This window comes from Streptomyces sp. NPDC059247, assembly GCF_042754005.1.
Lineage (GTDB): Bacteria > Actinomycetota > Actinomycetes > Streptomycetales > Streptomycetaceae > Streptomyces.
The window spans coordinates 35,466-48,414 of the sequence record NZ_JBHYZW010000010.1; the positions used below are offsets into that span (position 1 = coordinate 35,466).

Genomic DNA, 12,949 nt, shown 5'->3' on the forward strand with positions numbered 1-12,949 from the left:
ATGCCGACGCGGGCCGACTCCCTTGCGGGCGCGCCCAGTTTCCGGCGGGTGCCGTCCCGCGTGGATACGGGACCCGTGCGGACACGGGCCCACGCCGACGCGGGCCGACTCCCTTGTGGGCGGGCTCAGTTCCTGGTGGACGCCGCCCCGCGCGGGCCCGCGTGATCGATTCGCAACCGAAACCCCTCCCCGTCGAGACCCACTACGTGTACACGTCATTACGCTCAGCAGTCATGGCCACCACCCCGCGCACCCGCCCCGGACCGCCCGACCACCCCGTCTACGTCATCGGTGGCGGTCCCGGCGGACTCGCGGTCGCCGCCGCGCTGGGCGCGCGGGGCGTCCGGGCCGTCGTCCTGGAGAAGACCGACGCCGTCGGCGCCTCCTGGCGCACCCACTACGACCGGCTGCGGCTGCACACCACCCGGCGCCTCTCCGGCCTCCCCGGGCTGCGGATGCCCCGCTCCTTCGGCCGGTGGGTGGCCCGCGCGGACGTCGTCCGCTACCTGGAGAAGTACACCGAGCGGCACGACCTGGAGATCGTCACCGGCGTCGAGGTGCACCGGGTGGAACGCGCCGGGAGCGAGTGGCTCCTGCACGCCAGCGGCGGGCGGCGGCTCACCGCCCGCGCGGTCGTCGTCGCCACCGGCTACAACCACACCCCGCGCCTCCCCGACTGGCCCGGACTCGACACGTACGAGGGCGAGTTGGACCACGCGCGCGCGTACCGCAACCCGGAGCCGTACGCCGGGAAGGACGTCCTGGTCGTCGGCATCGGCAACACGGGCGCCGAGATCGCCGCGGACCTCGCCGAGGGCGGCGCCGCCCGCGTCCGGCTCGCCGTACGGACCGTGCCGCACATCCTGCGCCGCTCCACCGCGGGCTGGCCCGCCCAGCGCTCCGGCATCCTCGTGCGGCGGCTCCCGGTCCCGCTCGTGGACCTGCTCGGACGGCTGCTCGCCCGGGTCGCGGCGCCGGACCTCTCCGCGTACGGCCTGCCCCGGCCGGACACCGGTCTCGCCAGCCGCCAGCGGGCGGGCGCGGTCCCGGTCCAGGACGTCGGCCTCGTGGCCGCCGTACGGACCGGGAAGGTCGAGATCGTGGCCGCCGTCGACGACCTCGACGGGCCCGACGTGGTCCTCGCGGACGGCACCCGGATCACCCCCGACGCGGTCGTCGCCGCGACCGGCTACCGGCGCGCCCTCGAACCGCTCCTCGGCCACCTGGACGTCCTCGACGACCGGGGCCACCCGCTGGTGCGCGGCGCCCGCACCGCCCGCCACGCCCCCGGCCTCTACTTCACCGGCTTCACCAACCCGATCAGCGGGATGCTCCGCGAACTGTCCCTGGACGCCGAACGGATAGCCCGCCGGGTCTCCCGCACCCGCCGACCCGAACCCTCCTGACCGGGCGCGGGGCGCCACGGTCCGGCCTTCCCGGGACCGGGAGGACGCCGACGGCGGCGGTCCCCTGGTGGGGGCCGCCGCCGCCGGGTGGTCCGGGGAGGGTCAGGCCGCGGCGCCCTTGGCGGGGCGGGTCTTCTGGGCGTCCACGACGGCCCGGTCCAGGATCGCGGTGCGCTCGGTGACCGTGCCGGGCTTCACGCCGCCGAACTCCTTGACCTGGACGCCCCGGCTGCCGAGGTAGGCGAAGGTCGTCCGGTCGAAGACCAGCTCAAGGCGCTCGCCGTACTGCGGGTCCAGCCGGGCGAGGGCGAGGCCGGTGCGGCCCGCCGCGTCCTCGGAGTTCCGGACGACGACCACACCGGGGATCTTCGCGGCGGCCCGGTAGAGCGCGGCGGCGGTCCGGGCCGGGACGAGCTGCTCGCCGATGATCGACCTGATCTCCTGGAACGCCTGCTGGTCACGGTCGCGCGGCCCGCCGCCCTTCGCGTAGATCGACTTCAGCAGCGCGTCCGGGTCGGTGGGCTGGGCCTTGAGCCAGTCGTACGACCGGTGGGAGGGGGCCGCGCCGGGGATGTCCTTGCCGTTCACCGGCTTGGAGTTGGGGCCGTCGTGATCGAGGGTGATACCGCCCTCGTCCTGGTAGCCGGGCTCGTCCAGCCAGCCCTTCAGCCCGTCCGGGGACCTCCAGATCTCGCGCTGGTGCAGCGGCTGCACCCACGTCTTCTCCTCGCCGGTGTCGAAGTTGTGCGAGGCCGACATGAAGGAGACCTTGCTGTTGACGTAGATGTACTGGCCCGGCTTCGGCTCGGGCGTCGGCCGCTCGGTCGCGGCGGAGGCGATCCGCTGGACCGTGGAGACGAGCTCGACGGTGCTGCCCGCCTCGACCTGGACGACGGCCGCCTCCACCAGGCCGGGCGTCGCGGGTCCGCCGCCCTGGGTCAGCGTGCCGACGGCGAAGACCGCGGTGAGCGCGGCGGCGGTGACCGGGACGCCGATCAGCAGGGCGCGGCGGACCGGGCGGGCCGGGGCCTCGGCCTCGGGTGCGGAGGTGCGGATCTCGTTCAACAGGTGCTCCTCGAAAAGCAGCTGACGGCCAGGGGGCATCCGGGGGTCCGACGGGGCCGGCAGCAGCCGGGCGAGCTCCGCGTGGTCCAGCTCCGGGTGGTCCAGGGGCTCGGTCCGCTTCCAGAACTTGCGGGTCATCCGTACGTCTCCTCATGCGCCTCGTACGACCGGGCCGCGAAGGTGCGGCCACCCTGTACTTGTCCGGGACCGGGAAGCGGTTCCCGGTATTTTCTGAGTTCCTGTCCGGCGAGCTTGCGCAGTCGCGTGCGGGCGCGGGAGAGCCGCGAACGGACCGTGCCGACGGGGACGCCCAGCGCGGCGGCGGCCTCGGCGTATCCCAGCCCGGACCACACGCACAGGGTGAACACCTCGCGTTCGGTGCGGCGCAGCTTCTTCAGCGCCCGTTGGGCGGCGGCGAGCTGGTCGGCGTCGGCCATGCGTCCGACGACCTCGTCGGAGAAGTCCGGGACGGTGTCACGGACGGGCAGCCGCCCGAGGGCCGCCTGGTGACGGCGGGCGGCGCGACCGGTGTTGCGCAGCACGTTGACGGCGATGCCCATGAGCCAGGGGCGCGGTCCGGCCTCGTGGTCGAGGAGCCGCTCCCGCAGCCGCCAGGCCTCCAGGAAGGTGAGCGAGACGACGTCCTCGGCGAGGGCGTGGTCACCGGTCACCCGGACGCCGTGCCGATGGACCAAGGGGGCGTGATCACGGAAGATCTCCCTGAACGCCTCGGGGTCCCCCGCGCGTATCCGGGCGTGCAATGAATAGTCCACGACCTGCCTTGTCCGCCGGGAGCACCCGGTTCCGGTGACCTGGCTCACAGCTCCCCCGGCCGATCCGCCGCCGTCGCCGCCGTACGGTCCCGGGGGCGCCGCCCTGAGGACTCCGTCACGGGTCGGCGGAGTCCTGGGACTGGGGCCGAGGGCTGGGGCCGGGGGGCCGGAAGCCGGAAGCCGAGGCCGATCGGCCCAGCCTGAAGCGTACGAGCCGGGCGGGCGTCCGCCGACGGGCCCCCGCCCGGGGGTAGGTGGCCCGTGGCCGACGACCCATGACCCGGGCCGCCGGGCTGCGGGCCGTCGGGCTGGCTCCGGGCTCCGGGGGCGGGGTTCGGGCCGTCAGGCTCCGGGCTGCGGCTGCGACTGCGAGCTCCGGGCCGTCAGACTCCGGGGGCGGGTGCGACTCCGGGCCGCCAGGCTGCGGGGCGGGTGCGGCTCCGGGCTGCCAGGCTCCGGGGCGGGTGCGACTCCGGGCCGCCAGGCTCCGGGCTCCGGCTGCGACTGCGGGCTCCGGGCTCCGGGCCGTCAGGCTCCGGGCTCCGGGCTCCGGGCTCCGGGCCGTCAGGCTCCGGGCTCCGGGTGCGGGGTTCGGGGGCGGCCGGGGCCCCGGGCCGCCAGGCTGCGAGGGCGGGTGCGGCTGCCGAGCCAGGCGGGCCCGGCACCGGCCATCCGGTGGGCGGCGGGACTTCCGTACGCGTCCGGACCGGTCGGGCAGGGCCCGCCGAGGCGCCGGGCGGGCCCCGCCCGGCGCCCTCCGCCGTACCGTCCCGTCCGTCCCGTCCATCCCGTCCATCCCGTCCATCCCGGGACGGTGTCCGGGACGCTTTACGGGCTCCCCCGCTCATCCCCCCGCGCCCCGCGCGCGTCCTCCCCCTCGCCCTAGTGGTCTAGACCTATTGGCGGGGGCCCGCGGCCCCCGAAGAGGGATGGAAATGCGACGTCACACGTGCGCCCGGGGAGACTGCGAACTGATCCTCACCCGGCCCGACCCACGACTGCGGCCCGGAGTCGTCGGCTACTGCTCCTACCGTCTGACCGGAGACGGCCCCCGGCAACGGATCTTCGCCCCCGGCGGCGCCGTCTCCCTCTTCCTCGGCCTCGACGGGGAGATGTCGGCGGGCCACACGGGACCGGACGCCCCCGTGTCGCTCCGCCGGGCCGCCGCCCTCTACGGCCCCCACCTCCACCCCAAGCTCCTCGGCCACCGGGGAACCGCCGAGGGCGTCGAGATCAGCGTGCTGCCCTGGGTCGCCCGGCTGCTGTTCGACGCCCCCCTGGGCGACCTCGCCGACGCCGTCGTGGAAGCCGACGCCGTCCTCGGCCGCTGCCTCCCCTCCCTCGCCGAGGACCTCCGCACGGCCCCCGGCCCCCGCGCCCGCTTCGACGTCCTCGACCGGCACCTGCTGCGCTGGACCGCCTCCGCCGACGCCGCCCGCGCCCCCTCCCCGACCGTCCTGCACGCCTGGGACCTCATCACCCGCTCGGCGGGCACCCTGACCGTCCGGGACGTCGCGGCCCGCACCCGGTGGAGCAGCAGACTGCTGGAACTCCGGTTCCGCGAACAGATCGGGCTCTCCCCCAAGCGCCTGGCACGGGCCCTGCGCATGGAACGGGCCATCGGCCTGCTCGCCACCGGCCGCAGCCAGACCGACACCGCGCACACCGCCGGATTCAGCGACCAGCCGCACCTCTCCCGCGAGTTCAGGACCCTGACCGGACTGCCGCCCGGCCGCTTCCTGGACCACCTGGCCCCCGGCTGCGCCTGGCCGACCGTCGCCCAGGACAGCACCTCGTCCTTCGCATTCGTACAAGACCCGGCCGGAGCCCCGCGACAAGACTCGGACCACGACGGGACACCACACCCCGCGAACGCGCACCAGCACCAGCACCAGCACCAGCACTCATATCCGTACCCGTACCCGTACGTCTCCATCGAGAGGAACCCGCGATGACCCGCGCAACGAACCGCCTCCTCGGCCGCGCCGCCGCCGTGACCACCGGCCTCGCGGCCGTCCTGGGCACGGCGCTCGCCGGGGCGCCGACCGCGTCGGCGGTGGGCAGCTCCATCCCCAGCTACCTGGCCGACAACAACTCCTGCATCGGGATCGACGGCAGCGGCTACGCCATCCTCTGGAGCTGCAACGGCAACCCCGACCAGCGGTGGACGTTCGCCGCCGCCGGCGGCGGCTACGTGCGGCTCGCGAACGAGCAGAACGGCTGCCTCGACATCCCGCAGGGCTCCACGGCCCCCGGCACCTGGGCCATCCAGTGGCAGTGCAACAACGGCACCAACCAGCAGTGGAAGGTGGAGAACCTCCCCAACAACAGCTTCCGGCTGCGCAACCGCAACTCCGGCCTCTGCCTCGACGCGTCGGGAGCCTCCTCCGCCAACGGCACCCATCTGATCCAGTGGGACTGCAACGGCGGCGACAACCAGCGCTGGCTGTACTGACCCACCTCCCCGGCCCGGCCCCTCCCCGCCGGACCGGCCGGAAGGGACCGGCCCCGGACGCACGGCGCCCCGCCCCCTCGTACCGAGGGAGCGGGGCGCCGACCGGTCCCGCACGGACCGGTTCCCGGGACGGGATCAGAACGTGTTGATGCCCTTCCAGCCCCAGCCGATCTTCACCCGGGACTTCAGACCGCCCTTGCCGTCACCGTCGTACCGCCACAGGTCACCGGCGGTGTCCCGGGCGATCACGTCGGGCACGCCGTCCTTGGTCATGTCACCGGCGCCGGTCAGCGTCAGGTTCTTCCAGCCCCAGCCGATCTTCTCGCGGCCGGGCCCGTAGCGGAACAGGTTCCCCGCGACGTCCTGGGCCAGGTGCGCGGTGGCGCCCTTGCCCGCCAGGTCGCCCACGGCCGTCACCTGGTAGTTCTGGTAGCCGCTGCCGTACTGGACGCGCGGCAGGAACCCTCCCTTGCCGTTGCCCGCGTACACCCACATGGCGCCCTGGGCGTCGATGGCGAGGACGTCGGGGGTGCGGCTGCCCGTGCCGACCGGGTGTTCATCCCGGAAGTCCCCGGAGGCCGTGAGCCGCATCTTCTGCCAGCCCCAGCCGATCTTCACCTTGGGGCGGAGGCCCCCGAGGCCGTCACCGTCGACCCGCCACAGGTCACCGGCGGCGTCCTGGGCGAGGACGTCGGGGAAGCCGTCGCCGCTGAGGTCGCCGACCGCCGTGAACCGGTAGCCCTTCCAGCCCCAGCCGATCTTCACCCGGGACTTCAGGCCGCCCTTGCCGTCACCGTCGTACCGCCACAGCACACCGGCGGCGTCCTGGGCCAGCAGATCGGGCACGCCGTCCCCGCTGTAGTCGCGGCGGAAGGTGTCCCAGCCCTCGTTCAGACCGACCGGGTTGACCCAGGAGATGTCGGAGGCCGTGGTGCCGGGCGCGGACAGCGTCACGATCCGCCCGCTCTGCAGGGGATGTGTGACGGTGGCCTTCTGCTCCGTGCCCCCGGCGAGGTAGGCGAACGAGAGGGTCGTCGGCGCCCACTCGGGCCGCAGGACGTTCTGGCCCCGGGTGATGATCCTCTCGGCGCCGCTGTCCACGGGCTCGTCCACCCCACGGGCGTGCACGTCGTACGTGCCGTCGTCGCCGTTCGCGTAGGAGATGTCGGTGCTGGTCTGGCCGAAGGTCGGGTGCAGCCCCCGGACCAGCGGCTTCGGGTCGCCGCCCTTCTTCGGCTCCCACGTGTGGATCGTGCCACCGCGCACGAAGACGATCCGCCCGTCCGGAGCCACGTCGACCTGGGTGTCCCAGGTGCGCTCCGGCTGCGCGAAGAGGTAGCCGAGGCCGGTGCCGTCGAGGTTCACCTTCATGATGCGCAGGCGGTCGTGGCCCGGCTTGGCGGTGAAGCTCAGGTAGAGCTGCTTGCCGTCGGGCGTCCAGTCGAGGCCGCTCAGCCAGCCGTCCGGCTCGTCGACGTCCTTGCGGACCAGCCGGGCGTTCGTGCCGTCGGCGTGCGCGACCCAGATGTCGGCGAAGCCGTCGTTGCTGATGAAGGCCATGTACACACCGTCGGGCGAGTACGTGACCCCGGTGATCTCCGCCTTGGGGAGACCCTTGCCGGTGGGCACCAGGACCCGCCGGTCCGTGCCGTCGGAGTTGACCGTGACCAGGGTGTCCGTGCGCACCCCGTCGACGTTCCTGTGCTCGGTGAAGACGACCCGGGGCGCGGACCGGACCTCGCGCGGCGGGTCGTACGCCTCGGCCGGAGCCGCCGTCACCGCGGTGAGCGCGGCCGAGGAGGCGAGGACGGCCAGGGCGGTGGCGAGGGCGCGACGACGGCCACGCGGGCCGGTGGTACGGGCGGTGCTGGTCGTGCCGGTGGTGCTGGCGGTGCTGGTCGTGCGGTACAAGAGCCCCCCAGGGCGGTGTCGTGGAGCGGCGTCGTACGTGTCGTCACTCGTGGCTTCAAAGGGTGAGACAGCCCGTCCGGTCGAATGGTTGTACGGCTCCGCCAGGGCGGCCGGGGACGCCACCCCGGCCACCCCCTCCCGGACCGGTCCCGGACCGACCCCGGCCCCCTCCCGTACCGCTCCCGCACCGCTCCCGCACCGCTCCCGTACCGCCCGTTCACGCTTCCCCGCGCACAACCATTCCTGACAGACTGTCAGTTCTGTAATCTGACTAAGCGTCAGGTGTATACGGATGGGTGAAGGGCGGGCGGAACACATGCTTGGATCGACTCACGGCACCTTCACGGCCGGACTCCGCGCCCGTGTGGTCGCCTGCGGGGAGCCGGACCGCGAGGCCGTGCACGGCACCACCGCCGCCCCCGGCGACCTGGACGTCAGCGGACGCCCGCTGCACGCCCCCGTACCCGACCTCGACCGCTTCTTCCGGCCCGAGTCCGTCGCCGTCGTCGGCGCCTCCGACACCGAGGGCCGCCCCAACACCGGCATCACCCGGCAGCTCCTCGCCTGGGCCGAACGCGTCGGCGCCCGTCTGGTGCCCGTCCACCCCACCCGTACCAGCGTCTTCGGGATCGACTGCGTCCCGTCCGTCGCCGCCCTCACCGAACCCGTCGACCTCGCCGTCCTCCTCGTCGCCGACCCGCTGCCCGTCGTCGAGCAGCTCGCCGACACCAAGGTCAGGTTCGCCGTCGCCTTCGCCTCCGGCTTCGCCGAGACCGGCGAGGCGGGCGCCGCCGCGCAGGAACGGCTCGCCGCCGCCGTGCGCCGCTCGGGGCTCCGGCTCCTCGGCCCCAACACCAACCTCAACGCCTTCGAACACTTCCGCGACGACCTCGAAGGCCCCGCCGTCGCCCTCATCACCCAGTCCGGCCACCAGGGACGGCCCGTCTTCTCCCTCCAGGACATCGGCGTCCGCCTCTCCCACTGGGCCCCCACCGGCAACGAGGCCGACCTGGAGACCGCCGACTTCCTCTCCTACTTCGCCGGACGCCCCGAGGTCGGCGCCATCGCCTGCTACGTCGAAGGGCTCAAGGACGGCCGTTCCTTCCTCCTCGCCGCCGACCGCGCCGCCCGCAACGGCGTCCCCGTCGTCGCCGTCAAGGTCGGCCGCACCGAGACCGGCGCCCGCACCGCCGCCTCCCACACCGGCAAGCTCACCGGCGCCGACCGGGTCGTCGACGCCGCCATGCGCCAGTACGGCGTCATCCGCGTCGACGGGCTCGACCAGCTCCAGGACACCGCCGCCCTGCTCGCCCGCGCCCGCCGACCGCAGGCCGACGGCGTCGTCGTCTACTCCATCTCCGGCGGCACCGGCGCCCACTTCGCGGACCTCGCCACCACCGCCGGACTCCGGCTCCCCACCCTCCCGGAAGCCAAACAGGACGAACTCCACACCTGGATCCCGGAGTACCTGAACGTCGCCAACCCCGTCGACAACGGCGGCCACCCCGTCGGCGACTGGCGCGGCCGGAAGATCATCGACGCGATCCTCGCCGACCCCTCCGTCGGCGTCCTCGTCTGTCCGATCACCGGCCCCTTCCCTCCCATGAGCGACAAGCTCGCCCAGGACCTGGTGGACGCCGCCGAGGCCACCGACAAACTCGTCTGCGTGGTCTGGGGCTCCCCGGTCGGCACCGAGGACGCCTACCGCACCACCCTCCTCGGCTCCTCCCGCGTCGCCACCTTCCGCACCTTCGCCAACTGCATCGGCGCCGTGAAGTCCTACCTCGACCACCACCGCTTCACCGCCGCCTACCGCTCCCCCTTCGACGAGGCCCCCCGCACCTCCTCCCCCTCCTTCCGCAAGGCCCAGGCCCTCATGCGGCCCGGCCACCGGCTCAGCGAGCACGCCGCGAAACAACTCCTGCGCGCCTACGGGATACGGGTCCCCCGCGAACAGCTCGTCACCAGCGCGGCGGCGGCCGTCCGGGCCGCCGGGCTCGTCGGCTACCCCGTCGTGATGAAGGCCTCCGGCGCCCAGCTCGCCCACAAGACGGAACTCGGCCTGGTGAAGGTCGGACTGACCTCCGCCAGCCAGGTGCGGGACGCCTACCGCGAACTCACCGACATCGCCCGCTTCGAGTCCATCGACCTCGACGGCATCCTCGTCTGCCAGATGGTCGGACGCGGGGTCGAGATGGTCGTCGGCGTCACCCGCGACGACCTCTTCGGCCCGACCGTCACGGTCGGCCTCGGCGGGGTCCTGGTGGAGGTCCTCGACGACACCGCCGTACGCGTCCCGCCGTTCGGGGAACGGGAAGCCCGCTCCATGCTCGGCGAACTGCGCGGCCGGGCCCTCCTCGACGGCGTCCGGGGCGCCCCGCCCGCCGACGTCGACGCCCTCGTCGAGGTCGTCCTGCGCGTCCAGCGCATGGCCCTCGAACTCGACGGCGACCTCACCGAACTCGACATCAACCCGCTGATGGTGCTGCCGCGCGGCCAGGGCGCGGTGGCCCTGGACGCGCTCGCCGTCTGCCGACAGGAGCCCCTGGCATGACCGAGGACCTGCTGCACACCGTCGGGAACGGCGTCTCCCGGATCACCCTCAACCGCCCCGAGGCGATGAACGCGGTCACCTGGGACCAGCGGGAACGGATCATCACCCTGCTCGAAGCGGCCTCCGCCGACCCCGCCGTACGGGCCGTGGTGATCACCGCCACCGGACGCGGCTTCTGCGCGGGCGCCGATCTGCGCGGCGCCCCCGCGACCGGCGGCCGGACCGCGGGGGACGTCACCCGGACCATCCGGCGCGGGGCCCAGCGGTTCATCGGAGCCGTACTGGACTGCGAGAAGCCGGTGATCGCGGCGGTGAACGGGACGGCGGCGGGGATCGGCGCGCACCTGGCGTTCGCCTGCGATCTGGTCCTGGCCGCCGAATCCGCCCGCTTCATCGAGGTGTTCGTCCGGCGGGGCCTGGTCCCGGACGGCGGCGGGGCGTATCTGCTGCCCCGGCTGATCGGGCCGCAGCGGGCCAAGGAACTGATGTTCTTCGGGGACGCGCTGTCGGCGGCGGACGCGCGCGAGTGGGGCCTGGTGAACCGGGTCGTCCCGGCGGAGGACCTGGAGAAGACGGCCACGGAATGGGCGGAACGCCTCGCCCGGGGCCCGACCCGGACCCTCGCCCTCACCAAACAACTGGTGAACGCGTCCCTGGACACCGACCGGGCGACCGCCTTCGCGGCGGAGGCGACCGCACAGGAACTCACCATGACGACGAGCGACGCCCAGGAGGGCGTGGCGAGCTTCGTGGAACGCCGGGAGGCCCGCTACCAGGGGAGATAGTCGCGCGACGGGGGTCGGGGGCGGGGCGGTCGGGGGGCGGGGCGGTCGGGGGGCGGGGCGGTCGGGTTCCCTTGCGGGTCCCCCTCGTAAGGGAACCCGCAAGGGAACCCTCAAGGGAACTTCTCAGGGAACTCGTACGCGAAGCCCCGGGGGCTTCCCATCTGACGAGTCGTCAGTTTCAATGGACGGTGTGATGGGACACGCGGGGATGGCGGCCAGCGCCGTCCGACACCTGAGAGCGGCCGGTTCGCCCACGGCCGTGGAACCACTGCCCCGGCCCGTGCTGCGCGCGGTACGGGACGACGAGCGACCGCCCCTCGACCCGGCGGAGTTCCGCCGCGTCCTGGGCCACTTCGCGAGCGGCGTCACCGTCGTGACCGCCCTCGCCCCGGAAGGACCGGCCGGATTCGCCTGCCAGTCCTTCGCCTCCCTCTCCCTCGACCCGCCGCTGGTCGCCTTCATGGTCGCCCGTACGTCCACGACCTGGCCCCGGATCGCCGCCGCGGGCTCCTTCTGCGTCAATGTGCTCGGCGCCGGACAGGACGGACTGTGCCGGTCCTTCGCCGTCAGCGGCGCCGACAAGTTCGCGGGCGTCGACTGGACCCCCGCCCCGGCGACCGGCGCCCCCCGCCTGACCGGCGCGCCCGCCTGGATCGACTGCGCGATCACCGCCGTCCACACCGGCGGCGACCACCTGATCGTGGTCGGCCGGGTGGAGGCCCTCGACGCGGCCGAGGACGGAGAGCCCCTGCTCTTCCACCGGGGGCGGTTCGGCCGGTTCAGCCGCCTCGACGGCTGAGACGGCCCGGGGCGGTACGGCACTCCCACCGGGCGGGCACACCCGTGGGGCGGTACGGGCGATCCGCCGGATTGCGGCGGCTCACACCGTCACCGCCCCGGCCCCGCCACCGTCACCGGCCCCGCCGCTGTCACCACCGGCACCGGCACCGCCGCCGTCACCAGGCGTCCTCCGCCGCGAACAGTTCCCGCACCCAGTGGGCGCTCGCCTCACGGCTGTCGGCGAGCGGGGTGCCGGGGAAGACGCGGAACCAGGAGCCCGCGCGGCCCAGCGCCGCCAGCCGCACCGCGAGGAGCGCCGCCCCGCGCAGTTCCCCGGCCGAAGGGCCCAGGTCCGCCCACGGCTCCAGATACGCCTCCACCAGCGGGGCCACGGCCCCGGGACCGTACCGCTCCGCCACCGCCCGCACCGGGACGAGGAGACTGCCGAAGGGGTGCGCCACACAGGCGTCCCCCCAGTCGAAGAAGGTGAAGCGGCCCGGTGCCGGGGCGAGGATCTGGCCGTCGTGCAGATCGCAGTGGTCCAGCGAGTCGGGCACGCCGTACGCGTCGAGTTCCGCGCACAGGTCGACGAGCCGGGACCGCCGCCCCCGCAACGCGGCCCGCTCGGCCGCGTCGAACAGCGGATTGCCCTCGACCAGCGCGTCGAAGACCTCCGGCAGGTCCCGCGTCCGGGCGCCCGGCACCCCGAGCTCCACCATCCGGTCCGCGTACGGCAGCAGCCGCCGCTGCGTCCGCGCGTACCGGCCGACCGCCAGCGCCCACTCCGCCGGGCCCGCCGCCCCCGCGTCGAGCACCCCCCGGAACAGCGGCCCGCCGTCCGGCAGCAGCGTCCAGCCGCGCTCCGCGTCCACCGCGAGCGGCGCCATCACGTCCTGCGGCACCCACTCCGCGAGCGCCGAGGAGAGCCCCGCCTCGAAGGCGTTGGACGGCGCGCCCGCCTTCAGCCAGACCGCGTCCCGCTCGCCCTCCCCCGTGCGCAGCCGCATCAGGACCGACCACGGGCGCACCCGCACCTCGCGCGGCCCGGTCTCGGTCCTGCCGTGCGCGGCGAGTTCCCGCCCGGCCCAGCCGAGGGCCTCCCGCCGCCACTCCCGGTCGTCCCAGGGCGTCACCGCGTCCGGGAACTGCCCCCGGTCCACCACCGTCTCCGGCTCTTCGCTCGTCCTCATCGCCCGATTCCACCACCGGCACCCGCGCCG

Annotated in this window: 10 protein-coding genes; 6 read left to right on the top strand and 4 right to left on the bottom strand. The window is 74.3% G+C overall.

Going from position 1 to position 12,949, the window contains the following annotated elements; all coding sequences use genetic code 11:
* Nucleotides 1-233 precede the first annotated feature (233 nt).
* Nucleotides 234-1,406, top strand: a complete 1,173-nt coding sequence (locus tag ACFXGN_RS19390) for a flavin-containing monooxygenase (RefSeq protein WP_384860482.1) — start codon at nucleotides 234-236, stop codon at nucleotides 1,404-1,406.
* 102 nt (nucleotides 1,407-1,508) lie between these two features.
* Here ACFXGN_RS19390 and ACFXGN_RS19395 read toward each other — a convergent pair whose 3' ends face one another.
* A complete protein-coding gene (locus tag ACFXGN_RS19395; RefSeq protein WP_384860485.1) occupies nucleotides 1,509-2,609 on the bottom strand; it encodes a CU044_5270 family protein in 1,101 nt (366 codons plus the stop codon).
* Nucleotides 2,606-3,244: an RNA polymerase sigma factor gene (locus ACFXGN_RS19400; RefSeq protein ID WP_384860488.1), complete on the bottom strand. Its 639-nt coding sequence runs from the start codon at nucleotides 3,242-3,244 to the stop codon at nucleotides 2,606-2,608. Before ACFXGN_RS19400 ends, ACFXGN_RS19395 begins: the two co-directional genes overlap by 4 nt.
* 935 nt (nucleotides 3,245-4,179) lie before the next feature.
* Here ACFXGN_RS19400 and ACFXGN_RS19405 point away from each other — a divergent pair.
* Nucleotides 4,180-5,199 (top strand): helix-turn-helix domain-containing protein, encoded by a 1,020-nt coding sequence (locus tag ACFXGN_RS19405; RefSeq protein WP_384860490.1) that lies wholly within the window; start codon nucleotides 4,180-4,182, stop codon nucleotides 5,197-5,199.
* On the top strand, nucleotides 5,196-5,699 hold the full coding sequence (locus tag ACFXGN_RS19410) for an RICIN domain-containing protein (protein WP_384860493.1): 504 nt from the start codon (nucleotides 5,196-5,198) through the stop codon (nucleotides 5,697-5,699). Before ACFXGN_RS19405 ends, ACFXGN_RS19410 begins: the two co-directional genes overlap by 4 nt.
* Nucleotides 5,700-5,834: 135 nt before the next feature.
* Here the strand turns inward: ACFXGN_RS19410 and ACFXGN_RS19415 are convergent, their stop codons facing one another.
* Nucleotides 5,835-7,610, bottom strand: a complete 1,776-nt coding sequence (locus tag ACFXGN_RS19415; protein WP_384860495.1) for an FG-GAP-like repeat-containing protein — start codon at nucleotides 7,608-7,610, stop codon at nucleotides 5,835-5,837.
* Between the two features lie 316 nt (nucleotides 7,611-7,926).
* On the opposite strand from ACFXGN_RS19415, the gene ACFXGN_RS19420 reads away from it, so the two are divergent.
* From ACFXGN_RS19420 to ACFXGN_RS19430, 3 genes are all read left to right on the top strand, one after another.
* A complete protein-coding gene (locus ACFXGN_RS19420; protein WP_384860497.1) occupies nucleotides 7,927-10,164 on the top strand; it encodes an acetate--CoA ligase family protein in 2,238 nt (745 codons plus the stop codon).
* On the top strand, nucleotides 10,161-10,949 hold the full coding sequence (locus ACFXGN_RS19425; protein ID WP_384860500.1) for an enoyl-CoA hydratase/isomerase family protein: 789 nt from the start codon (nucleotides 10,161-10,163) through the stop codon (nucleotides 10,947-10,949). The genes ACFXGN_RS19420 and ACFXGN_RS19425 overlap by 4 nt, the downstream gene beginning before the upstream one ends.
* Before the next feature lie 208 nt (nucleotides 10,950-11,157).
* Entirely contained in the window at nucleotides 11,158-11,748 is a 591-nt protein-coding gene (locus tag ACFXGN_RS19430; protein ID WP_384860939.1) for a flavin reductase family protein, read from the top strand.
* Nucleotides 11,749-11,905: 157 nt separating this feature from the next.
* Here ACFXGN_RS19430 and ACFXGN_RS19435 read toward each other — a convergent pair whose 3' ends face one another.
* Entirely contained in the window at nucleotides 11,906-12,919 is a 1,014-nt protein-coding gene (locus ACFXGN_RS19435) for an aminoglycoside phosphotransferase family protein (RefSeq protein ID WP_384860502.1), read from the bottom strand.
* Between the last annotated feature and the right edge of the window lie 30 nt (nucleotides 12,920-12,949).